This window comes from Microcoleus sp. Pol12A5 (genome assembly GCF_036701435.1).
Classification (GTDB): domain Bacteria; phylum Cyanobacteriota; class Cyanobacteriia; order Cyanobacteriales; family Microcoleaceae; genus Microcoleus.
Map to the genome: position 1 here is coordinate 23,767 of NZ_JAUBQU010000013.1, position 23,892 is coordinate 47,658.

A 23,892-nucleotide genomic window follows, 5' to 3' on the forward strand; every position below is an offset into this window, starting at 1 on the left:
CCTCAAGCGTTGCAGCCTTCTTCGGCAAATTAGAAAGCTGTCGGCTGCGGGTGATCGCAGTTAATTATGAGATCAACATTAAGAACTGTTAAGCCGGTGTCACCTGAGAAATTATAACACTGCTGACTGAGCGGCAGAATAATGAGCTGTGAGTTATGAGTTTAAAGTTAAGAATTTTTAACTCATAACTGATAACTCTGAATCGATCGGCTCAAGCAGAAATTTCAGTGAATACACCGATGTGGCGAAACTTTTGATACCGGAGTTCGCGTCGCTGCTGAGCCGTAAGCTGTGTTAGTTCTGCTAAGTTTTCTAACAAAGCTTGTTTGAGTATGGACGCAGCTTTGAGGGGATTCGAGTGAGCGCCGCCGATCGGCTCTGGTACTATTTGATCGAGAATGCCGAGGTTTTTCAAATCCCAGGAAGTGATTTTCAGGGCTTCTGCAGCCAAGTTAGCTTTACCAGAGTCTTTCCAGAGAATGGCTGCACAAGCTTCGGGGGTGGCGACGGTGTAGACGGAATGTTCCAGCATCAACAGCCGCTCGCCGACACCGATACCCAATGCGCCACCGGAACCGCCTTCGCCGATGACGGTGCAAATAATGGGAACGTCGAGGCGAAACATTTCTCGGAGGTTGCAGGCGATCGCCTCTCCCTGTCCGAGCTGTTCTGCTTCTAAGCCCGCCCAAGCTCCCGGAGTGTCGATAAAGGTGAAAATCGGCATTCCGAAGCGATCGGCGTGTTCCATCAACCGCAGGGCTTTGCGGTAGCCGCCGGGAGCAGCCATACCGAAGTTGCGGGCGATATTGTCTTTAGTGTCGCGCCCTTTTTGATGGCCGATAATGACTGTGGGACGCCCATCTATGCGGGCAATTCCGCCGACGAGGGCCGGGTCGTCTCCGCCGCGCCGATCGCCGTGAAGCTCTATCCACTCGTCGCTAATTGCCTGAATGTAATCGAGCGTGCTGGGGCGGCGCGGGTGACGGGCGAGTTGCAGCCGCTGCATGGGGGACAAGCTGCTGAAGATTTCTTGTCGCAGTTGGGCCGAGCGAGCTTCGAGTTTGCGAATTTCGTCGGTGACATCGACGCTGTTTTCTTCGGCGAGTTCGCGAATCTGGTGAATTCGGGTTTCGAGTTCGGCCAGAGGCTTTTCAAAATCTAACAGTAAGGGTTTACGGTCTGGGTTTGGCACGCGGATAATTTCTATAAGGTTTTGTCAGGTTTTGTCGATCGACTATTTCCAGATCCTACCCTGTCAGGGGATGCTGAAAAAGAGGGGAAATTGGGAAGTTTTGAATTTTGAATTATGCTTGGCATACTAAGCTTGTTGAAAACCAGAGACTTGAGCCTCGTTTTTTGCTACACTATTTTTGCTTGCTTCTGATTTTTACGCCTCTATTTCCCAGCGTCCCTGGGTTCCCCACCGCCACAAAAGACCTAACCCTGCTGAACAGTTCCCAAGTCCAAAAGCGACACCAGCGCGATCGAACTCACCTCTTCGGAAGCTTTAACAGCCCTGTCTATATTACATTTTGTCGCCAACTATCAAATATCCGAATAATTAAACACAAACTCTTGCGACCAATCACATCCGCTTGTTCTGAACTACAAACTACTTTTATTATGCTCGTGCTCTGGGAGATAATGTTAATAGTTGACTGTTAACGCTTAACCTTATCAAAAAAGTTACTGGTTATTATCAGAAAAACTTTCCTCAATAACCAATAACTACAACACATCACATCAAAATGACATTAAAGGCCTGAAACCGTGCTTGACAGAAATATGACCGATTTGCTCCATCTTTTCCACAGTAATTTGATTTCGTCCCCAAGAAAAGTTGGTATACATTTTTTCAAATTCCAGCAGCATTGATTCAGCAAAACAGGCAAACAACTGTCTGCCCGGTACATCCATATTGACAATCTTCATAATTTTCCACTCAATATCGAGGGAATGCTCTACAATGCCGCCATTGAGTACGTAAATTTCTGGATGCTGAACCTGAGTTGCCAGATTTTTTGGATAGCCGCCGTCAATCAATAAACAGGGTTGCTTCAATGTCTTAGGGTCAATTTCTACTCCCTTGGGCATACTGGCTACCCAGACTACAATATCGGCTTGGGGCAGGGCTTCTTCCAAGTCCATGATTTTGCCTCGCCCCAATTCTGATTGCAAATCTTGCAATCGTTCTTTGTCGCGGGCAATCAGCAACAATTCTGCTACATTTGTTTTAACATTGAGCCAGCGACACACCGCACTGCCAATATCCCCCGTAGCACCGCAAACGGCTACAGTGGCTTTTGAAAGTTCAATTCCCAATTTTGGGGCTGCTTCTTCTACTTGGCGGCAGAGGATGTAAGCCGTGTGAGTGTTACCGGTAGTGAAGCGTTCAAACTCCAACTTGAGATTGCGAATTTGCTTAATTTGCTGCAAGTTGAAAGTCTCAAAAATGATCGAAGAAAAGCCGCCTAAAGCAGTGATGTTAATCCCGTTTTTTTGAGCGTGTGCCATCGCATTAAGGATTTTGCGAGTGGCTGCTTTAATCCGGCGAGTGGCTAGCATTTCTGGCAGAAAACAGGACTCCACATAGCGGCCTTCTATTTTTTGTCCAGTGATGCTTGTTACCGTGATCTGATCAACTATTTGGGGCGGTGCGCTGCACCAAAAATCGAGACCTTGATCGGCATATTCTGGATAGCCCAGCTCGTTAGCTACTGATTGGGCGTGTTCTAAGCTGGTTAAGTGACCGATTAGACCAAACATTAAGTTGTCAAATGAAGGAAGATTGAAAATGGAAGATGGAAGATGGAAGATGAAAGATGGAAGATGAAAGATGGAAGATGGGAAGATTAAAAATTTATTTTTTAAAATGAGTTATCCCCTTTTTAACTTTTAATTTTTAATTTTTTTCCCATTCCTTATTTCCCAATTAACTAGGCTGCGAGGCCTTGTGCTGACATCCGCATAATATCGCGGTTGTTAAAGCCTATGTTGCCTAGGGCTTCGCCGTAGGCAATCATAAAGTCTTCGATTAAAGCGTCTTTTTCCATTCCCAAAACGCGGGCATCGTCTGCGACAGAGTTTAGCAGTCTCCAGATGATGGGCAGGTTTTCCCGGTTGGCGGCTTCTAGTTCGGCTTTGGATTCCTCAAAGTGAGCTTGCAGCCAGACTTCCCCAAAGTTGAGGTGGCTATATTCTTCTTTGACGACGCCTTCGGTGATTTTGCGGGCAAAGTCATCGGCGACGGGGATGTAGATGTTGTAAGCTGCGATCGCAAAACACTCGATAATTAGCGATTGAATCAACAAGCAAGTTACAATCTGACCTTGGGCCGCGGCCGTCTGGAAGTTTTTGTGCAGTTCCGAAAAGAACTGCTTGGCAAATGCCATGTCGGGCGTGACTTTAAGATTCCGGCCACAAGCTTGGAAGCCTTTCATGTGGCGGTTCTCCATCTTGGACAAGCCAATTAACTCTGCTTTTTTGTCAGCCAACAGTTCGGCCAGTGTCAGGTAATTGTCGTGAGCTTCTTGTTCGCCTTCAATCACAATGGCGTTGATGCGGCTGTAAGCATCTTTGTAAGTTTCGGTTTGAAAGTCAATTGTTGGGCTGGCCTCAAGCTGGGGCATAGATATGTAGTCTCCTCATATAAGCTTGTGGGATGTTTGGAAACCCCTTTAAAATTGGGGGTCAGTGACAGTACACTTTACCTATTTTGAACGCACCCCATCTAAATCACAGATTATAGCTGAGGATTCTTTCGACAAAGAACTTTTCTTTGACGTTCCGGGAAAAACTGGCGTCCTCAGCGTGTTTGCCGGACTTTTGCCGTCGAACACTCCAGAAAGACTATCGCTAGAATGCTATCTATTTACTAATTACTTGAATTAGTCGTTAGTCGATCTTTTGCCCGGAAATAGATGATAGAAATACGGTCTATGTCTCCACCTTGAAGGGTTTTACAGTACCAACTCTATCTCTAACATTATATCCTAATCACAACTTCCTCCCTAGGTACTCCTTCTTTCCCTCTAGGACATATTATGTTGTTGTATGGGAAGCCTTTGGGAGGCGATCGGGTGGGATAACGTCACAGGCTTATTATTTTAGGTTAATTCACAATTTTATGGGTAAATCCTTTGACAGATCTCAAGCGCTGGAACTACTGAGTTTTATTTTGTTGCTGGCGGGGGCTGCGCTGGTGCTGCTGCCACTGGCTGCTGTATTTTTAGTTTCTGTATCACCATCTGGTGTCGGTGTCAAGACCACAGGCCTGACTTTTGCGAACTATCAGGAGGCTTGGCGGCGGGGCAATTTTTTGTTGGCATTCCTTAATTCTACTGTAGTGGCGATCGCAGTGACGGGTTTTCAGGTTGTGACTTCTGCTTTGGCTGGTTATGCTTTGGCCAGGCTGAAGTTTCGCGGCCGACAGGCCCTAGTTTTAGGGGTTTTGGCGACACTGGCTATTCCGTTTCAGCTTTTGGTGATTCCGATTTTCTTGGTTTTGAAGTGGGGTCATCTGCTGAATACTTACGGGGCGCTGATTTTGCCGACGGCGGCTAACGGTTTTGGGATTTTTCTGCTGCGCCAGTATTTTATGACGGTTCCGGTGGAGTTGGAGGAGGCTGCAATGCTGGATGGGGCTAACCGATGGCAAGTGTTGTGGCAGGTGATGTTACCTTTGGCCCGCCCTGCTTTGGTGACGCTGTTTTTGTTTACGTTTATCGGGGAGTGGAACGATTTGTTTAAGCCGCTGGTATTTACGACGCGGCCGGAGTTGCGGACTGTGCAGTTGGTTCTGGCTGAGTTTCAGGAACAGTTTACTAGCAGTTGGCAGTTGTTGATGGCAGCAGTGGTAATTGGAACAGTGCCGGTGGTATTGCTGTTTTTGGCCGGTCAACGGCAGTTTATTCGGGGGATTGCGGAGACGGGGATTAAGAATTGAGGTGGAGAGAGATTGGCGATTAAGTTTCTAGTCACATCTCGTACCAATGTCAGCAACAGCCAAGATGCCTTTTGCTGACATTGGTACAAGATTTGAGTTTGTAGTCACTCGGCGACTCCACTCGCTAGTATAAAAACAAAATCAACTCCCAGCGGACTAATAGATAAAGCAGATATCAAAGTATTATTTGAATCTATGCAAAAGCTCGGTTTATTTTTATTTGTCATATCTTTTCTGCCCTGGCTGGCAATCTTGTTTGTTGTGCCCTTCCTGCCACTGGACATTCCCCAAAAAACTACTTTATCTGTCGTTCTAGCTGTTGGGGCAGAGGTTTGTTTTTGGATTAGCGTAATGCTGTTGGGGAAAGAAGTAGTTACCAAATATCGGCGTTATTTGCATCCCCGCTATTTTTGGAAAAAAATCCGAAATTTCAACCGCAGATGAACAGGGTTCGACGCAGATATTCACCCTGGATGTGGGCGTTTATCTGCGGTGAAGGTTGAGCTATTCGCTGAAAATTTGCAAGCGAATAGAGCGTTCTCCGTCTCCAAAATCCACTTCAATCTTTTCTCCCGAAAGACTGTCCAAGCATCCCAAAAGCAAGCGTAAATTTGGTGTACTTGCTCCTGTATCCACGTATAATCTATCAGCTAAACTGCCTAAACGCTTCCAAATCGTGTAGAGTTTGACTACTGTTTGTTCTAGCTGTGCGGCTTGTTTTACAACGTCGGCTGTAGTTCCCAAACAGCCTACTCGCAAAGATTCTTCTAAGGCCATTTCCATGTCTAAGTGAGACTGATTGAGAGCTTGCACTTGGGCGGCTGCGTCGAGATATTTTGATAAGTTTTTGGCGTCGGAAGTTAGCTGTTTGACAGTATCTACGTCGGGATTTTCTGCTACTTCTTTTTGAATTTCGCTTTGGTGAGAGGGGGAGAGTTTCTCCATTTCTTTGACTAAAGGAGCGAGGTAGCGGGAAGGTAGAGAACCGGTAGATGCTTTTTCTTTGACTTCTTCTGGCAATAAATCTGAGTTCATTGCCATCCATTCGTCGGAGAGTTGTTTGACTTCGCGGCGGGTGATGCGATCGCCACTTGCTGCGGCATCTGTTACCATTTGCTGAACTTCGGGAGATGCTTTGGCGGTTTCTACAAAGGCTCTTTTGCTGAAGTTTCTAATGGAATTGGGGTCTAAATCTCCTTGCTGGATCAGAGTATCGGCACTATTAGCTAATTCTATCAAAGAATAGGCTTGACTTTTGCCAATTTCTCTTTCTTTTAGCCAGTTTAAAAAGCCTGTTCCGCGTCCTTCGCCACCTTTTTTTTCTCTGTCTCTAACTGTTCGGAGGATTCGTCCCCGCCAAATGTCGGTTTGCAAGTCGAAGCGATCGCACACTTTCCAGGCATTGTCAACCTGATTGTCAAAATCAAAGTCTGGTATTTGTTCGTCTTCGGGGTCTGGCAATTGGAAATTGATATCGGTAAAGCCGTTGAGGGCTTCTGCAAGTTCTGCGGGATTTAGGGGGACTTCAGCCATTAGGAAAAATTTGTGTAGTGCAACAGCCGGTTTAATTGGTAACTTGCACGGGTTGACAGTTGAGACGCTATATGTAGCGGTAAGGTAGGCAAAATTTACCTACTAATAGAGTTTTTGTGCAAGTCATATCATTATTGCACGATGGGGTGCGATCGGGCGATCGCTACCTGCACAAAAAGTCTTCTCCGAGAGTAGCCCCACAGCGTCGCAACAATCAAAAAGTCGATGGCACAGATAGTCGGGTATTGTGAAGAAACAGCCACTAAGGGGATAGTTAAAGGAACTAATTACCCACTAAAACGGCGATACTTTATCGCGTTCAATCTCCTCGGCCGGATTCGTTTTCCCATTCAAAATTGTGCCATCTTCGGGGAGATTTTCTAATCGATCGCGCTTCTTAAAGCGATCGCGAGCCGAGACAACCACCACATACAGAACCGGCACTATAAACAAACTCAAGACAGTAGAAACAACCATCCCCCCCGCGATCGCATTCCCTAGCGATCTACGACTGGCCGCCCCCGCACCTTCTGGGTTAACCAGAGGAGCAATACCCAAAATAAAAGCTAGAGAAGTCATCAAAATCGGTCGTAAACGCTCTTGAGAAGCCTCAACTGCCGCCTTAGCAATTGGATATCCCCGCTCCCGTAACTGGTTCGCAAACTCCACAATTAAAATCGCATTTTTACTAGCCAATCCAATCAACATTACCAAACCAATCTGGCAATAAACATCATTCGCCAAGCCCCGCAACGACTGAGCTAAAAGTGCACCCAAAATCGCCAGAGGAACCGCCAGCAAAATAATGAAAGGATCGACATAATTTTCGTACTGAGCAGCCAACACCAAGAACACAAAAATCAGCCCCAAACCGAAAATAATCGGTGCTTGACCCCCCGATTCAATTTCTTCTAAAGAACTCCCCGACCATTCATAGCCAAAACCAGAAGGCAAAACTTGAGCCGACACCTTTTCCATCGATTTTAGCGCCTGTCCAGAACTCGCTCCCGGAGCCGGAGAGCCAGTAATCTCAATTGACCTATACAAATTGTAGTGGTTAACAGTTTGTGCGCCCACCACCGGAGTGATCTTCACCACATTGCTCAAAGCAATCATTTCATTCTTTCCAGAACGCACATATAATTTCCCAATATCTTCAGGGTTATCGCGAAACTGTTTATCAGCCTGAACATACACCCGATAATTGCGCTGCTGGAGGTTAAAATCATTGACATACTGAGCACCCAGAGCCGTTTGTAACGTACTGAAAACATCATTAATGGGAATATCTAGAGCCTTAGCTCGATTGCGGTCAACCTCCACAATTAACTGAGGCGTATTCGCAGCAAATGTACTAAATACCGCTTGCAATCCCGGTGTCTGATTTGCCTGCTTCAAAATCCCGCCCATAGCCTGGACTAAGCCATCTAAACCGCCGTTACCTTTGCGGTCTTGCAATTGAAATTGGAAACCCCCAAATTGACCTAAACCTTGAATAGCAGGCGGATTCACTGGGAAAATTCTAGCTTCGGGAATCGAGAAAAACTTACCCCGCAACTTACCAATAATCGCTTGTACGGTTTGATCTTCTCCGTGACGTTCTTCCCAGGGTTTCAGGGTAGTAAATATAATGCCTTGATTAGAAGTGCTACCGCTAAAACCAAATCCACCGACTGAAAAAGTCCCGACAACTTCAGGAAGTTTGAGGATTTCTTGTTCCACTTGATCCATTACTTTCTGAGTGTATTGCAGCGAAACACCTTGGGGCCCTTGAATAATTGTCATAAAATAGCCCTGGTCTTCTTCCGGGATAAATGCTGTGGGCACTGATAAATAAAGCCAAGCTGTTACTCCTAGAGAAGCGATGAACACGAGGGTGACAATAGTCTTAATTCCTGTGAGAAATATTAACGATTTCCGATATTGCCGCTGTACCCAATTGAGAACTCCATTAAAACGGTCAAAAACCCAACCTAGCGGACCCCCAAACTTGGGCCCTCGACGCAGCAATATAGCTGAAAGTGAGGGCGTGAGAGTAATAGCAATAAAGGTAGAAAGCAGAACTGAAAAAGCAATTGTCAGTGCAAATTGTTTGTAAAGCGCTCCTGTAGTTCCGGGGAAAAATGCCACAGGTACGAACACTGCCATCAACACTAAAGAAGTCGCAATTACAGCGCTAAAAAGCTCCCGCATCGACTCAAAAGCTGCTTCGCGGGCATTCATTCCTTGGCGGATGAGGCGGTCAATATTTTCTACTACAATGATAGCGTCATCAACCACTAATCCCGTCGCTAATGTCAGACCAAACAGAGATAAACTGTTAATCGTAAATCCGAAAACTTTGATAAAGGCAAACGTCCCAATCAAAGAAATTGGAATTGTGATGATAGGAATAATAGTGGTGCGCCAGTCTTGTAAGAAAACAAAAATCACTATCACCACTAGCAAGACTGCTTCAAATAATGTCTTGACTACTTCTGCCATCGACTCTTCTACAAACAAAGTCGTGTCCAGCGCTACTCTATGTATCAAACCCGGAGGGAAAGCAACCGCTAGTTTTTCCATTTCTGTTTTGACGGCATGGGCAACATTCAAAGCATTACTTCCAGGCAGTTGGTAAATCCCTAAACCTACTGCATCGTTGCCTCGAAATCGCAGAAATGAGCTGTAATTCTCTGCCCCTAGTTCTGCTCTCCCCACATCTTTTAATTTAACTAACGTTCCATTGGTCTCTGTTTTGAGGACGATTTCTTCAAATTCGGCTGGTTCTTTCAGGCGACTTTCAGCACGCAAGTCAATTTGATACATTTGTCCCTGGGGAGCCGGTTCTTGACCAACTCTCCCAGCACCAACTTGCAAGTTTTGTTCGTTGAGAGCCGTCGTTACATCTTGCATTGTGAGACGGCGAGCTGCTAGTTTATTTGGGTCTATCCATAAACGCATTGCATAGCGTCTTTCCCCAAAAATTCGCACGTCGCCAACACCTTTTACCCGCTTTAAAGCATCTGCTAAATATAGGTCAGCGTAGTTGCTTAAAAATATGGTGTCGTATTCTTTATTTTCTGTAAATAAACCGATCGCTAGTAGGAGACTTGTAGATTGTTTGGTAACTCTAACTCCTGTGCGTTGTACGGCATCGGGTAGCTGGGGTTGAGCAACTGCAACTCGATTTTGAACATCGACCCCGGCAATGTCTTTGTTGCGCGAGGAATCAAAGGTAGCTGTAATGGTGCTAGTGCCATCGTTACTACTACTAGAAGTTAGATATTTGAGTCCTTCAACGCCGTTAATTTGTCTTTCTAGGATGTTGGTAACGGCATTTTCGACAATTTCAGCACTAGCCCCGCTATAGTTAGCTGTGACGTTTATTTGGGTAGGGCTGATGTCGGGGAAGCGCTCGATCGGCAGGCTGGGAATGCTGATTGCGCCTACCAAAATAATAATTAAGGCGCAGACGCTAGCAAAGACTGGTCGTTTAATAAAGAAATCTGCAAACATTATTTGGGTAATGGGTAGTTGTTAGTTGATAATTGCTAATTCCTAATTGCATGAACTTCAGTCAAAAATTAAAATAGCCCTCTTTTTGAGAGCGGAGCAATCAAGTAGTTTCACGTAAGGTAGTTGTTGCGCTTTAGCACTCTTAATTCCTATCTTAAGAGCGCTGAAGCGCAACAAACTACCTTATTTTTTGCTTTCTACTTGTAATTTTTTCCCTGCTCCTTCCCCTTCCTCTTGAGCCATAATGGGGGCGCCGTCTGTCAGGTTAAGGATGCCTGCGGTGACAATTTTTTCGCCGGCTTGCAAACCTTCGATAACTTGATAATTATTTCCCTCAATCGCTCCCAATTTCACAGCTTTTTGGTGCGCTACTAAAGGTGGCATTCCAGGTTTTTGCTGTTCCGGCTTTTGAGCTGTGAATACAAAAGTTTCTCCGCCTAAGCGAGTGACTGCTGTTACTGGAACTAAAATTCCGGGGTTCTGTTTCCAGATGACTTTAGCTTTTACAAACTGGAGATTAAGCAGTTCGCCACCGGGGTTGGGAAAGGTGGCTTTAGCTAAAATTGTTTGGGAATTCGCGCTGACGTTTGGGGAGATAAAACTGATTTGACCTTGGGCGATCGCCTTACCTTGAGCGTCGAGCATTTGTACTGGCAGCCCTAAGCGTAATTGAGGCTGCCGTTCCAAAGGAATTGATAACCGCAAGTCTAGCAATTGGTTCTCTGTCAGGGTGGCAATGGCGTTACCTTTTTGCAAGTAATCACCTACTTTCACTGGTATGTCGCCGATGACTCCCGCGAAAGGCGCGATGACAGCAGTTTCTTGCAGTTGTACTTCAAAGCCGCGCACTTGAGCGGCGGCCTCGGCAACTTGCGCTTCCGCTTGATCGAGCTGTTCTTGGCGCGTACCGTTGGCTAACTGCGCTAATCTGCTCTTGGCTTGTGCGACTTCTGCTTCCGCTTTGGCTATTTCCTCTGGGCGCGAACCGTTTTGCAATTGCCGCAAAGCTTGCCGCTGCTGTTGCAATGCCGCTGTCCGGCGCTCGATCTCGGCTTGTCTGTTCTTTTGCCGCTGCTCGAACCGCCTTTGAGCTTCTCGGAGATTGGCTTTGGCTGTGCCTTCTTTTTGGGCGTATTGTTCGAGGGTGTTGGCGGATTCTGCGCCTTCTTTTGCCAATGCCTGATATCTGGCAAGCTGCTGGCTGGCTAATTTTGCTTCGGCTGTGCTTGCTTCTATTTGCGCTCTTGCTTGGGCAATGTCTTCTAAGAGGCTACCTGTTTGGGCGTCGGCGAGGTCGGCTTCAGCTTGGCTAACGCGGGCTTGGGCTTGACCAATTTCTTCTGGCCGAGAGCCCGATCGCAGTTGGGCGAGGTTGGCTTGGGCTTGGGCGACTTGGGCTTGAGCTTGAGCGATTTCTTCGGGCCTTGCTCCTGCTTGCAATTCGGCTAAATGGGATTGAGCGCGAATCAGGTTGGCTTGGGATTCCCTCAAGTCAGCTTGGGCGCTGTCGCTTTTCATGCGGGCGATGGCTTGCCCTTTGTTTATGAAGTCCCCGGATTTGACAAAAATCTCCGTGACTAGCCCTTCTACTTGGGGTTTGATCTCTACCGAACGCTTGGCTTCTAAGCTGCTGACAAATTCTGAGGCATCTTGGACTGAGCTGGTTTGTACGGCTGCGAGCTTGACTGGTATGCCTGGGGGTTGGGCTGCTGCTGCGGGTTGCTGTGCGCGATTATGACCCGATTGCCACGAGTACCAGCCGATACCTGCTGCGCCTGTGGCGATCGCGATCGCTGCAATTAGGGGCCAGCGCGATCCTGGTTTACCAACAGGTTGGGGGCGATCGGCAACGGCCGCAGAATCCTGCAGTTGCTCGCTGTCTGCATCGGCTGGGTGCAGTTCCGGTGTGAGAGATTTTTGCTCTTGGGCTTCAACGACGGATTCTGGGGATTTAGAATAACTCATGGGCAGCACCACTTAGATTTTTTTTAACTTCTGACTTACTGAGACTTGGGCGGAATATTTGATTCTCCGGCGTTCCCCTCAAACAGAGGGGGAATAAGGACAAGCGATTTTAAACAGGATGGAATCGGGAAAGTCCCTTTTTAATGGGGTTGGGGTATGTGCAGGGCTTTAGTCTCATCGCAGTTAGCCAAGCCAGGGAGTGATTATTTTTAGGAAAGCTTCTTGTTATCTCTCAAAAGTTACGATGGCAGGGAAGATTACACATCCTTCTTATGACTCACCTGAGTGGGTGAGTTGGAAGGATTTTTCCTGGGAGTCGGCGGATTCAGCGGAGGTTGGGGACTCACGCACTCCGGCGATCGCGCTTTTTTCCTTGGCTAGTTGGTCGGTTAACCACTCTATCTCTGATGCCAGCACTGACTTGCAGCGATCGCGAGAGGCGAATTGATAGTCGTCGGTTAGTGGATATTCGCTCTTGAGGCTTTCGATGTAGTCTTGTCGGGTGTAACAGGCTCGCAAGCGGTGTTCCAACAATTTCAGCCGTTCTGCGGGTTCTAAGTCGCCAAAAAAGAAAAACTTGATTTGGAACCGGGAACCACTGTTAACCCAGCTTTCTTGAGGGTGTTCGAGCATTTTTTGCCGCCAGAGTTCGCGCCCTTTGGCGGTAATTCCGTAGATTTTGCGCGGACAGCCCGCATCTCCGGCTTCTTCGGCAATTACCGAAATCTCCCCTCGCTCTTCCAAGCGCTTCAGCAGCGGGTAAATTGCTCCGTAGTTGACGCTGATGCAACTGCTCATAAACAGCTCCAGTTGTTGCTTTAACCGATAGCCGTGCAGGGGTTGCAACTGTAGCAGCCCAAGGGCTGATAATTCAAGCATTTATATCAAATTGATATTATAGTCTGAATTATATAACTATATCTGACTCAAGGGCGATCTGGTCAATAGCTAATTTGAAAGAAATTACATCACGATGCACGGAAACTAATATTTGTCAATACCCTTAATATATATTTTTTGTGTTTCAATAAAGGGCGATCGCTTTATAATTATAGAATCCATTTGAGAAATCACAATAGTGCTGATTTACCTCGATTTCGGTCACAGGAAGGGCAGAATCTCACTTGTGTTCAAAGTGAGATTCTGCCTGGTCTTGGATGTCTCCGAAATGATTTAATAGACTCTGCTCAATAGGTGCGATTTCTGCCACATATCTCTTTTGGGTAAAAGCACCAGAACTTTTCTTGGCATGGGTTGGTTGAATTTTAAAACCCTCATATATTTTAGTATTTCTTGAGGAGCTATCGCAACCGCTGTTTTTTCGTAGCTGATAGTCATATCATTTATGTATTTTTTTGCTACGAAACAATTGTTGAGTGGATTTTAAGGTAGCCTGTTTCTAAGGTTAGAGTGTGTGAGATTGTCGATTTTTATTGAGTAATTAAAGAATAAGAATGCACTCTATGCGTCACTTAAAATTAGATGTTATTACCTGCGAACAATCATCATCAAATATACTTTATTAAGCACAAATTATCTCAAATAAGATGCTCTTGACATGACACAGGTAGAGTGATTCATCTCGCTCCTCCAACCAAAACTCAACGTCCTGCAATCACTTGAAATAGCCAGCCAAAAAGCATCACACTCAAGAATATCACGCCTCCGACAATTAACATCAAACCCAACAGCAACACCGCCACAAATAGCCAATCGGCTTTTTTGCCTTGTTCCGGGGAACCTAAATGAGCGTCCAGCAATTCTATATTTTTGACATTAGCTTTCCAAGCAACATCCAACAAGTCTCCGGCCACTGGTACCATGCCGGCAACTGTATCAAACACGATGTTAGCAGCCATTTGTACTAAAGTCTCTTGAGGCACTCCCATTTGAGCGGACTTAAAGACAACATAACCTGCAAAGATTGAACTGATTAAATCGCCGCCGCCCGGTATCAGTCCCAATATCGGATCGAGTCCGATGCGGTATTTTGTGCCGGGAATCGGAATTGCATTGTCTAGTAAATGGCTGATGCGGCGGAGTCGGCGCAAGGATGCTACCTGAGATGGGCTGGGAGTATTTGGGGAGGAATTCTGTATAGGAGAACGTGACATTTAATTGCTCTCGATTGCTATATTACTGCTAGTTTATGATATTTATTGAACCATATTCAAGTTTTTTCACTCTGCCTCAAGCAGATTTTTACTGATTTGGGCCGATCGCCTTTTGTTTGTTTTTGAATGCAAAGAAACCCGGTTTCTGTTCAAAACCGGGTTTCTTGCTTCTAGCTGGGGGCTTTTAATTTAGCCTGTTATTTGTTGCCTTCAGTGAAGTCGGCGTCAATCACGTCGTCGCCGCCACCTGTTGGGCCGCCGTCTCCGTAGCCGCCGGGGCCGCCAGGGCCATCAGTTGGGCCGCCTGCTTGCTGGTACAGGTTGCTGCTGACAGCGTAGAATGCTTGCTGCAACTCTGTTGTCAAGGTTTTGATCCGATCGTCATCTTCACTGCCAATGGCCTCGCGCAAGTCTTTGAGCAACCCTTCAATCTTAGTTTTGTCAGCAGGGGGGACTTTATCACCCAATTCTGCCAACTGCTTCTCGATTTGATAGGCTTGAGAATCAGCTTGGTTTTTGCGATCGATCCTTTCGCGACGCTCTTTGTCAGCAGCCGCATTTGCCTCGGCTTCCTTGACCATTTTCTCGACTTCATTGCTGGGCAAAGTAGAAGCACCAGTAATGCTAATCGATTGCTCCTTGCCAGTACCTTTATCTTTGGCAGCTACATTCAAAATACCGTTAGCATCGATATCGAAAGTAACTTCAATTTGAGGTACGCCACGGGGGGCTGGTGGAACTCCATCTAAGCGGAAGGTTCCCAAATCCTTGTTATCATTCGCCATTTCCCGTTCGCCTTGCAAAACGTGAATTTCCACGTTTGTTTGGCCGTCTACAGCAGTCGAGAAAGTTTCCGACTTCTTGGTAGGAATAGTGGTGTTGCGGGGAATGATTTTGGTCATCACGCCGCCCAAGGTTTCGACGCCGAGAGACAGCGGAGTAACGTCGAGCAACAGGATGTCTTTGACTTCGCCGGAGAGTACGCCGGCTTGAATTGCTGCACCGACTGCAACCACTTCGTCCGGGTTTACCGTTTGGTTGGGTTCTTTGCCAAGGAGTTTTTTGACCAGTTCTTGCACGGCAGGAATCCGGGTAGAACCACCAACTAAGACGACTTCATTAATTGCAGATTTGTCTAATTTGGCGTCGCGGATCGCATTTTCGACGGGGATGCGGGAGCGATCGATCAAATCCGAGCACAGTTCTTCAAACTTGCCCCGCGTCAAAGTCGTGTCCAAGTGTTTTGGCCCGTCTTGAGTCGCGGTAATAAACGGCAGGTTGATTTCTGCTTGCGTAACGCTTGACAGTTCAATCTTGGCTTTTTCTGCTGCTTCCGTCAGGCGTTGCAGTGCTTGTTTGTCTTTGCGAAGGTCAATGCCTTCGGCTCTTTGGAATTCGTTAGCGATGTAATCTACGATTTTTTTATCGAAGTCGTCACCGCCGAGGTGAGTGTCTCCAGAAGTTGCTAGCACTTCAAATACGCCGTCGCCTACTTCGAGAATAGATACGTCGAAAGTACCGCCACCTAAGTCAAATACGAGGATGGTTTCGTTGCTCTTTTTATCTAACCCGTAAGCTAAAGCTGCTGCTGTAGGTTCGTTAATAATCCGCAGCACTTCTATACCGGCAATTTTTCCTGCGTCTTTCGTAGCTTGGCGCTGGGAGTCGTTGAAGTAAGCGGGAACAGTAATTACCGCTTGGGTAACAGTTTCGCCGAGGTATTTGCTGGCGTCTTCTACGAGTTTGCGGAGAACTTGTGCAGAAATTTCTTCTGGGGCAAATTGCTTGCCGCGGGCGGGACAGTCCAGTTTGAGGCTGTTGCCGACTTTGAGGACTTTGTAGGAAACTTCAGTGGTTTCATGGGCTACTTCATCAACCCGACGCCCGATAAACCGTTTTACTGAGTAAAAGGTGTTTTCGGCGTTCATCACGGCTTGACGCTTGGCGATTTGTCCGACAAGTTGATCGCCATTTTTAGCATATGCTACTACAGAAGGTGTGGTGCGACCCCCTTCGGCGTTGGCTATGACGGTGGGTTTGCCGCCTTCCATAACTGCGACGCAGGAGTTTGTCGTACCTAAGTCAATTCCAACTACTTTTCCCATAGGGGTGTTCCGGCTCCAATCTCTACAAAATTTTGGTGTTTTATCTGTGCGATAGTCTGGTTATTCAGGACTGCGATTTTACCTCGCGGTTTACGGGTAGTGAGTCCTGCTTTAATACAGTCTTCGATAGGGTGCTGATCTCTATACTGCGGGCGGTAGACCTTGCGATGAAGGGGTATTTACCGAACCTGTTGGGGGACGGTTGCATCCGTGAGGCTTGCACCGCTACAGTTGTTGACTGCTTTTCTTTACTCTTCCCAATGTACGGTGTGCGATGGATTCGGGTATTGTGGCAAACCGTATACGTTGTGTTGTATTTGCCGTCTTTGTTGTATAAATTTTGTTTGGTTGGTATGGGCGATCGGTTTTTTGACTTCAAATCAGGTTTAATATCAATTCTGAAAAGGGACACGGCAATGCCCTGTCCCTACCCGTTTACTTCCAGGCTGTGCCTGGGAAGGAATATTTATTGAGGGAGAGCCTCAATTCCACCTCCTGGGAATCTCGGAAAATTCAATAATTTTCCCGCTTTTCATTGCTATTTTTTACCGATCAGCAGAGCTGCCGGAAAGTAACTCAGAGCTTCACCAATTGCCAACGTACCGTTACTTTCTACCGCCTGATTTGTAATTGCATCTTTCCAAACCGACGGCATTTGCTCGGATAATTTCAAATTAGTATCTTTCCAGACTTGTTTGCCGATCGGCATTTCTTCCGGTTTGACAATTCCCGTCAAAAACCGGGGAGCAATGACAATAACGGTAGTCTCTCCAAAGCTTCTGGCAAAGGCAACAACATTATCTTTAAACGTGCCAACTGCTTGCAGGGGCAGATAGTCGCCTGATTGAAAAACTTGCAAGTATTTTTTTCTCGCGTCTAGCGCTCTTGCCGTCAAAAACAACTTAATTCTAGCGTCTTCTCGCGTCGCAATCAAATCTTCAACCAGTTGCAAAATATCCGTCTGAGCTTGCTCTTTAATTTCCCGCAAAACCTCGATTCTGCGCTCAAAATCAACGGGACGGCGGTTATCAGGATCGACGTGGCTTAAATCCCAGAATTCCGTCCCTTGATAAATGTCGGGAACGCCCGGAGCCGTGATTTTCAGCAGCGTTTGAGATAAAGAATTGAAAATTCCGTAATTAGCTACTTTTTTGCAGAAAGGTATAAATTTGTTGAGAAACTGATTTTGTTCCGAAGGTTCGAGAACGCTATCGACAAATGTCATAAAACCAGCTTCGTAGTCGTTATCCGGTCTCAGCCAAGCCGTATAAACTTTTGCTTCACGGACAGCTTTAATCACATAATCTTTCAGGCGATCGACATAATCGGTGTTTTCAATTCCCTCAAACGGAAAACTGCCTAGCAGAGTTTGGTACAGGAAGTATTCGTCATTAGTATCTGGAACCATTCGATTCACAAAGTTGACTTTCTTAGAAGAGTTTACCTCTCTCCAAGACCTGACTTGCTGTTCCCATTCATCGGGAATTTCTGACAAAACGTTTATTCTGGCTCGCACATCTTCGCCGCGTTTGGTATCGTGGGTAGCTGTGGCATTCATTTTGTGCGGCCAAGCGACTTGCTGTTGTTTGTTGAACTCGTGAAAATCTCCCAGCGACACGCCAAACTGACTGGGATTTCCTCCCACTTCGTTGAGGGATAAAAGCCGATAGTAGACGTATAAAAGCGTGTCTTCAACGCCTTTTGCCATTAATGGGCCTGTCAACTGCTGGAGTTTCATTACGAAGTGCCTGCGCTGCTCTTTTTGTTCTGGTGTTAGAGTTTCTTCTTCTTCGAGCAACAGCACCGTTTCGATAAAGTTAAGTTCCTTGAGGAGTCGCGGTACTTGTTCTTTGGCATGGGCGATCGCATATTTTACGTAAGTGCGATCGGACTCTCTCAAACCATCTTGATTGATGTAAGTTCGGTAGACTGGAAAAATCGTCAAAACTGCCGCCAGTGCTTTTTCCAAACCGGGACGAGTAAAGTCGTTTCCCTGTCTCGATTGACCTGATATATTCTTCAAAAGTTGAGCTAGATTGTCTACATCTCCAGCCAAGTTTTTCTCAACAATCAGTCCTTTTTTATCTAAAAACAACTGTTCGTAGGGAACGTTCAAGCGAGTAAATCTCTGATATATTTCGCTAAATTGCTGCTCGCGATCGCACCGACAAAAAACGCCGTTTACGTAATTCAAAAAGTCGTAGCCGCTAGTTCCCTCAATCGGCCAATATGACGGCAAATCTTCTTCGTGTTCCAGAATTTTTTCAACAGTAATATAAGTGTCTCCGACTTTCTCCCGGAGCCGTTTCAAATATTCTGTGGGGTCGTAAAGTCCGTCGATGTGGTCGATTCTCAATCCGGTAAACTTTCCCTCATCAACCATGTCGAATATCAGAGCATGGTTTTTGTGAAAAACTTTAATCTCTTCAACTTTTACCGAAATAAGTTCGTTGACTGTAAAAAACCTTCGGTAGTTAATTTCTTCTGCCCCCACTTTCCAGAAAGACAGACGGTAAAACTGCTCGGAAAGCAAATCGTCTAGCAAATTAAAGCTTTCGGCATTCCCCTTTTCTCCGTTAAAAACTTTGATATTTTCATCCATAAATTCCTGTACAAGGGGATTTTGATTGTAGAGTTCCCAGAGCAGTCCTTTGACAAAAGCTATCTGATCGTATCGGGTTTTACCTTTAGTTTCTGAAGGTGTATTTTTAATCAAATAAAGAATTCCTAAAAATTTTATAAAATCTGGATGGCGTCTGCCTAATTCCCTGGCTAAATGCCCCAAATTATGACTGATAAATTTAGCATAAGATTCAATTCTTACTGGCAATTGTAAGCTATAATAATTGATGGTCAGCCCAATTTCGCTGTATTTGAGTTGAATCTCGCCATTTTCCAGACACTCTCCATAAAAATTGCCCAGCAGCGGAGCCAGCACTCGACCCCTGAGATGTTCGTAAGCGTGATTCCATTCAATATCAAAGTAATCGAAATAGTCGGAATCCGGCCCGTGTTCCAATACGTCTAACAGCAGCAAGTTTTGAGTGTCGTAAGCCATGTGATTCGGAACAATATCTTGCAACCATCCCATGTTCCGTTTCTTGATTTCGTATGTGAGGGCTTCAAAATTTTCTGATGTTCCCAAATCGGGATTGATCTGATTTGAGTCAACGACATCGTATCCGTGAGAGCTGCCTTTTCTGGCTTTAAATATTGGTGAAGCGTAAAGGTCGGTAATTCCTAAATCTTCCAGATAGCTAAGGATTTGTTTGGCGGCTTCAAAGTTAAAACCTCCATGAAATTGAATCCGATAAGTTGTTGTGGGAATTCTCATCATGTTAATTTTACTCCTGGTTTTTTAGGGTTTTCTCTTTTAATATAGGAGGCAGAGCCTCCTCTACTGCATTCCCAGGCAGAGCCTGGGAATGAGAGAGGCTCTGCCTCCCGTTTCTTGTTCCTAGGCAGAGCTTAGGAACGCCTGTATTTGAGGCTCTGCCTCGACTTTTAATTATTCTAATTCGTAAAGTGCGAAACTCTGCGGTTTAACGATCAATTTTTGCTCTGCATTTATTTTTTCAGGCAAGCTAGAACCTGAACCCATCCATTTTTCATCAGCCGAGTCTAAAATTTTGTGACCGTTGCCTTGGGGCAGTGCAGCCGTAAAAGCTACATCTTGCGTGTTGAAGTTTAGAATGCAGAAGAGCTGGCTGTCATCTGTCCAGCGACGTAGAAATAAGATTTTTTCCGCTTCAATGCTGGATACTTCTAGACTGTTTTTGTCGAGTTTTTTAAGGGCTGGTATTGTCCGCCGCAGTTGAATCAGATGTTGATGCCATTCCCAAAGGATTTTGTGTTTGCCTTCGGTTTGTTTTTCCCAGTTTAACTTACACTTATGGAAAGTCTCAGGACTCTGGGGGTCGTGAAACTCGCCTCTGCCTTCAAAGATTTTAAATTCTTGTTGTTTGTCTTTGCGGATAGCTTCAATTAAGTTTTCGTCCGAGTGGGAAACGAAGTAAAAAAACGGTGCTTCTTCTCCGTATTCTTCTCCCATAAAAAAGAAGGGAATGTAGGGAGAAATTAAGACTGTGCCGGCTGCAAGTTTCAATCCTTCAAAGTCAACTATTTTGGATAGTCTGTCTCCCAAAATGCGGTTGCCGATTTGGTCGTGGGTTTGGGCAAACACCAGAAATTTATGACCCGGTTCATCCTTAACAGAATTGCCGTGTCTCCGCTTTCTGTGGGGGGCGTACTGGCCGGAGTAAACAAAGCTTTCTTTGAAGGCTTTTTCTAAGTGTTCGCACTTGCCGAAATCTTGGTAGTATCGGTCGTCTTCTCCGGTGAGCAAGGCGTGCAGTGCGTGGTGGAAATCATCGCACCATTGAGCGTCTAATCCGAAGCCACCGAGTTCTTTGGGACGTACAGTGCGGACATCATTTAAGTCACTTTCGGCTATTAAGTAAAGTTTTCGTCCTAGCTCTTGGGAAATATCGGCTGTGGCATCGGATAGTTCTTGTAAAAAAGGTCTTGCACCTACTTCAAATATTGCTTGAATTGCATCTAATCTCAGGGCATCGATGTGATAGTCTCGAAACCAGTAGAGGGCGTTTTCAATAAAGTAGTTGCGTACGCCGTCGCTGTAGGCATCGTCGAAGTTGAGGGGGTCTCCCCAAATCGAGCCGTATTTTGAGGTAAAGTAGGGGCCGAAGTCCCTGAGATAATTTCCTTCGGGGCCGAGGTGGTTGTAAACTACATCGAGAATTACTGAAATACCATGTTCGTGGCAGGCATTGACGAGTGTTTTGAAGCCTTGGGGGCCGCCGTAGGAGTTTTGAACGGCGTAGGGATATACGCCGTCATATCCCCAGTTTCGCTCGCCAGGAAATTGGGATACTGGCATTATTTCGATGGCGTTGATTCCCAATTCTTTAAGTTGTTTTAGCTGGGGAATTATTGCTTCAAATGTTCCGGCTTGGGTGAATGTGCTGACGTGCAGTTCGTAGATAATCATTTCGGCTAGTGGCACGCCTTGCCAATTTCTGTCAGTCCAAGTAAAGATACTTTCATCTATTACTTGCGACGGAGCGTGTACGCCTTGGGGTTGATATTTTGACGCTGGGTCTGGTCGCTCAGTTTTTCCTTCGATTTGGTAAGTGTAAAGGGTTCCTGGTTCGATGTCTGTAGCTGTGGTTTGCCAATAACCTTCTGCCGATTGTTGCAGGGGTATGAGGCGTTTGTTTGGGGAAACAATTTGGACTGCGATTTGTTTGACGGTGGGCGCCCAAACGGTGAATTCACATTGGTTATTGCCGAGGTAATTTGCTCCTATCTTCACTTTGAGCTGTTCTCCTTATAAAATAGGTTGGTAGTTCGATCGCCCGACGCGCCATCAAATGCTTTGCCCTTAACGTTCAGCGCCTGTTTAGACGGTAATATTACTTAATATAACAAACAACTAACTTTAGACAGAGGCATCAAAAGCAAAAGTTGTGTAAAGGGCAAAATTAGCGGTTGGTTGTGTCTAAATTAGAGCAGGAATCGGCACGGGGGCGATCGCCAAATTAACGGTCTGGAAGCGTTAATATTTCTGGTTGATATCATGTCGAAAATCTACCTAAAGGTAGGTCAAAAATCAGCGCGAGTGTGGACTGTATGGTTATGGCTTTTGGACGGGAAATCTGCTGCAATCTCGACTCGGCGGAGTCTCGGGAGTGGTTGGTCACAAACGGGATCGGCGGTTACGCTAGCGGGACGATCGCAAATCTCCTCACCCGCCGCTATCACGGGTTGCTGGTAGCCGCCCTCAAACCTCCGCTGGGACGCACTTTGATGCTGGCCAAGCTGGACGAGACGGCTGTGTATCACGATCGCGCCTATCCGCTTTATACAAACCGCTGGGCCGACGCGACGATGGAACCCCACGGCTACAAATACATCGAAAGCTTTCACCTAGAAGGCACGACGCCTGTTTGGAAGTTTGCTCTCGCCGACGCTATCCTGGAAAAGCGGATTTGGATGCAGCAAGGTGCTAACACAACATATATTCAATACCGCTTGCACCGCGCCTCACAACCGATCGCCCTCGCTGTCAAAGCCCTAGTCAACTACCGCGACTACCACCACACGACGAGCGCCGGCGACTGGCAGATGAGCCTAGAACCCTTGGAAAGCGGGGTTTGCGTGACTGCATTTCCCAAGGCTGCACCCCTGTACCTGCTGACAGATGCCACACCCGAAGCCAAATTTCGAGTCTCTGCGCCCTTATACAATTGGCATTACGGATTGGATCTAGCAGCCGAAAAGCGCCGGGGATTGGATTGCTGCGAGGATCACTTGCACGCGGCGACTTTTCACATGACGATCGCACCGGGAAGTTCTCTCACATTGATAGCCAGCACCGAGAAAAATCCCGAACTCAACGGCGGTAAAGCTTTAGAAGTGCGCCGCACTTATGAGGGAGAACTGCTGCAAAACTGGTCAAAAGTGAGCGAATCTCCCGACTGGATCAATACCTTAGTGCTCGCCGCCGACCAATTTATCGTCAGCCGCCCGCTACCGGAGGAACCCCAAGGCAAAACGATTATCGCCGGATATCCCTGGTTCAGCGACTGGGGGCGCGATACGACGATCGCCCTGCCAGGCCTCACAATCTGTACCGGGCGATGGGAAATTGCGCGATCGATTTTGCGGACATTTGCACGGTATGTCGATCGGGGAATGCTGCCGAACCGCTTCCCGGATGCGGGCGGCGAACCGGAATACAACACCGCAGACGCCACGCTGTGGTACTTTGAGGCAATCCGCGCTTATATCGATGCCACGGGCGACGACGAACTTTTGACCGAACTCTGGCCTGTGTTATGTGAGATTGTTGACTGGCACTTGCAGGGTACTCGGTATAACATCCGCGTCGATCCCGATGACGGTTTAGTCTACGCGGGCGAAACCGGGGTGCAACTGACTTGGATGGATGCGAAAATCGGCGATTGGGTGGTGACGCCTCGGATTGGTAAGCCGATCGAACTCAGCGCGCTTTGGTACAATGCTATACAAGCTATGGCAAGTTTTGCTCGAAAACTGGGCAAGCCTCACAATGAATACCAGCAATTGGGCGATCGAACAGCCGCCGGATTCCCTCGCTTCTGGAACGCCTCAACCGGTTACTGTTACGACGTTCTAGACGGCCCCGACGGACACGATAGCTCCCTGCGGCCCAACCAAATATTCGCCGTATCCTTGCCCCTAGACTCGATTCCTCCTCACTCCGCCAACTCATTGTCAGCGGGGATGCGCCAAGAAACCCGCTATACACCGTTACTGACGCCCATCCAGCAGCGCGGCGTGGTGGACGGCTGCGCCCAACAGCTTCTAACTTCTCACGGCCTCCGCAGCCTCTCGCCGCAGCACCCGCAGTATCGCGGCGCATACGGAGGCAACCAATTGCAGCGCGACAGTGCCTACCACCAGGGTACAGCTTGGGGCTGGCTGATTGGCCCGTTTGTCTTGGCGCACTTGCACGTATACAAAGACCCAGGACAAGCTCGCGAATTCCTCCAACCGATGACACATCATATAATGAGCGGCGGAGTTGGCAGTCTGGGCGAAATTTTTGAGGGCGACGCCCCCCACTCGCCCCGAGGCTGCACGGCTCAAGCTTGGACTGTGGCTGAGGTGCTGCGGGCTTGGTTGGCAATTAATACTGTGGGTGTTTAAATGGGGAATGTTATGTTTGGTG

General features: G+C 46.9%; 16 protein-coding genes. 5 read left to right on the forward strand and 11 right to left on the reverse strand.

The genetic code is table 11. The features are described 5' to 3' along the window. Positions 1-211 precede the first annotated feature (211 nt). From accA to QUA45_RS05725, 3 genes are all read right to left on the reverse strand, one after another. A complete protein-coding gene (accA, locus tag QUA45_RS05715) occupies positions 212-1,192 on the reverse strand; it encodes an acetyl-CoA carboxylase carboxyl transferase subunit alpha (RefSeq protein ID WP_333073767.1) in 981 nt (326 codons plus the stop codon). Positions 1,193-1,743: 551 nt separating this feature from the next. Next, a complete protein-coding gene (locus QUA45_RS05720) occupies positions 1,744-2,766 on the reverse strand; it encodes a long-chain acyl-[acyl-carrier-protein] reductase (RefSeq protein WP_333035377.1) in 1,023 nt (340 codons plus the stop codon). 170 nt (positions 2,767-2,936) lie between these two features. Further along, on the reverse strand, positions 2,937-3,629 hold the full coding sequence (locus QUA45_RS05725; RefSeq protein WP_333100053.1) for an aldehyde oxygenase (deformylating): 693 nt from the start codon (positions 3,627-3,629) through the stop codon (positions 2,937-2,939). A gap of 64 nt (positions 3,630-3,693) precedes the next feature. Between QUA45_RS05725 and QUA45_RS05730 the strand changes: the two genes are divergently transcribed. The 3 genes from QUA45_RS05730 (at position 3,694) to QUA45_RS05740 (ending at position 5,389) form a co-directional block, all read left to right on the forward strand. Next, complete coding sequence (locus QUA45_RS05730; RefSeq protein WP_333067170.1) at positions 3,694-3,891, forward strand: hypothetical protein; 198 nt, start codon at positions 3,694-3,696, stop codon at positions 3,889-3,891. Positions 3,892-4,126: 235 nt separating this feature from the next. Then, entirely contained in the window at positions 4,127-4,945 is an 819-nt protein-coding gene (locus QUA45_RS05735) for a carbohydrate ABC transporter permease (protein ID WP_333100052.1), read from the forward strand. Between the two features lie 195 nt (positions 4,946-5,140). Then, entirely contained in the window at positions 5,141-5,389 is a 249-nt protein-coding gene (locus tag QUA45_RS05740) for a transporter suffix domain-containing protein (RefSeq protein ID WP_333100051.1), read from the forward strand. A 60-nt stretch (positions 5,390-5,449) separates the two neighbouring features. On the opposite strand, the gene QUA45_RS05745 is transcribed toward QUA45_RS05740, so the two are convergent. After that, on the reverse strand, positions 5,450-6,478 hold the full coding sequence (locus QUA45_RS05745) for a hypothetical protein (RefSeq protein ID WP_333073773.1): 1,029 nt from the start codon (positions 6,476-6,478) through the stop codon (positions 5,450-5,452). Positions 6,479-6,594: 116 nt separating this feature from the next. Here QUA45_RS05745 and QUA45_RS05750 point away from each other — a divergent pair, with 116 nt between their 5' ends. After that, positions 6,595-6,729, forward strand: a complete 135-nt coding sequence (locus tag QUA45_RS05750; protein ID WP_333219891.1) for a hypothetical protein — start codon at positions 6,595-6,597, stop codon at positions 6,727-6,729. 43 nt (positions 6,730-6,772) lie between these two features. Here the strand turns inward: QUA45_RS05750 and QUA45_RS05755 are convergent, their stop codons facing one another. The 7 genes from QUA45_RS05755 to treZ form a co-directional block, all read right to left on the reverse strand. Continuing rightward, positions 6,773-9,976, reverse strand: a complete 3,204-nt coding sequence (locus tag QUA45_RS05755) for an efflux RND transporter permease subunit (protein WP_333100049.1) — start codon at positions 9,974-9,976, stop codon at positions 6,773-6,775. A 183-nt stretch (positions 9,977-10,159) separates the two neighbouring features. Next, a complete protein-coding gene (locus tag QUA45_RS05760; RefSeq protein WP_333219893.1) occupies positions 10,160-11,941 on the reverse strand; it encodes an efflux RND transporter periplasmic adaptor subunit in 1,782 nt (593 codons plus the stop codon). 270 nt (positions 11,942-12,211) lie between these two features. Next, positions 12,212-12,820 (reverse strand): PadR family transcriptional regulator, encoded by a 609-nt coding sequence (locus QUA45_RS05765; protein WP_333219895.1) that lies wholly within the window; start codon positions 12,818-12,820, stop codon positions 12,212-12,214. Positions 12,821-13,542: 722 nt separating this feature from the next. Continuing rightward, entirely contained in the window at positions 13,543-14,055 is a 513-nt protein-coding gene (locus QUA45_RS05770; RefSeq protein ID WP_333219897.1) for a DUF4112 domain-containing protein, read from the reverse strand. 197 nt (positions 14,056-14,252) lie between these two features. After that, complete coding sequence (gene dnaK, locus QUA45_RS05775; protein ID WP_333100045.1) at positions 14,253-16,160, reverse strand: molecular chaperone DnaK; 1,908 nt, start codon at positions 16,158-16,160, stop codon at positions 14,253-14,255. A 538-nt stretch (positions 16,161-16,698) separates the two neighbouring features. Then, a complete protein-coding gene (treY, locus tag QUA45_RS05780; RefSeq protein ID WP_333219921.1) occupies positions 16,699-19,494 on the reverse strand; it encodes a malto-oligosyltrehalose synthase in 2,796 nt (931 codons plus the stop codon). A gap of 174 nt (positions 19,495-19,668) precedes the next feature. Further along, positions 19,669-21,492: a malto-oligosyltrehalose trehalohydrolase gene (treZ, locus tag QUA45_RS05785; RefSeq protein ID WP_333219899.1), complete on the reverse strand. Its 1,824-nt coding sequence runs from the start codon at positions 21,490-21,492 to the stop codon at positions 19,669-19,671. A 317-nt stretch (positions 21,493-21,809) separates the two neighbouring features. On the opposite strand from treZ, the gene QUA45_RS05790 reads away from it, so the two are divergent. Further along, positions 21,810-23,870, forward strand: coding sequence for an amylo-alpha-1,6-glucosidase (locus QUA45_RS05790; RefSeq protein ID WP_333219901.1), 2,061 nt, complete (start codon positions 21,810-21,812; stop codon positions 23,868-23,870). The last annotated feature ends 22 nt before the right edge of the window (positions 23,871-23,892 follow it).

What these genes read in the sequence shown, in the direction of transcription:
- QUA45_RS05735 (WP_333100052.1), top strand. Translation starts at nt 4,127, where the DNA reads ATGGGTAAATCCTTTGACAGATCTCAAGCGCTGGAACTACTGAGTTTT.
- QUA45_RS05725 (WP_333100053.1), bottom strand. Translation starts at nt 3,629, where the DNA reads ATGCCCCAGCTTGAGGCCAGCCCAACAATTGACTTTCAAACCGAAACT.
- QUA45_RS05770 (WP_333219897.1), bottom strand. Translation starts at nt 14,055, where the DNA reads ATGTCACGTTCTCCTATACAGAATTCCTCCCCAAATACTCCCAGCCCA.
- dnaK (WP_333100045.1), bottom strand. Translation starts at nt 16,160, where the DNA reads ATGGGAAAAGTAGTTGGAATTGACTTAGGTACGACAAACTCCTGCGTC.
- QUA45_RS05720 (WP_333035377.1), bottom strand. Translation starts at nt 2,766, where the DNA reads ATGTTTGGTCTAATCGGTCACTTAACCAGCTTAGAACACGCCCAATCA.
- QUA45_RS05765 (WP_333219895.1), bottom strand. Translation starts at nt 12,820, where the DNA reads ATGCTTGAATTATCAGCCCTTGGGCTGCTACAGTTGCAACCCCTGCAC.
- QUA45_RS05745 (WP_333073773.1), bottom strand. Translation starts at nt 6,478, where the DNA reads ATGGCTGAAGTCCCCCTAAATCCCGCAGAACTTGCAGAAGCCCTCAAC.
- QUA45_RS05740 (WP_333100051.1), top strand. Translation starts at nt 5,141, where the DNA reads ATGCAAAAGCTCGGTTTATTTTTATTTGTCATATCTTTTCTGCCCTGG.
- QUA45_RS05760 (WP_333219893.1), bottom strand. Translation starts at nt 11,941, where the DNA reads ATGAGTTATTCTAAATCCCCAGAATCCGTCGTTGAAGCCCAAGAGCAA.
- QUA45_RS05790 (WP_333219901.1), top strand. Translation starts at nt 21,810, where the DNA reads ATGGTTATGGCTTTTGGACGGGAAATCTGCTGCAATCTCGACTCGGCG.
- treY (WP_333219921.1), bottom strand. Translation starts at nt 19,494, where the DNA reads ATGAGAATTCCCACAACAACTTATCGGATTCAATTTCATGGAGGTTTT.
- QUA45_RS05755 (WP_333100049.1), bottom strand. Translation starts at nt 9,976, where the DNA reads ATGTTTGCAGATTTCTTTATTAAACGACCAGTCTTTGCTAGCGTCTGC.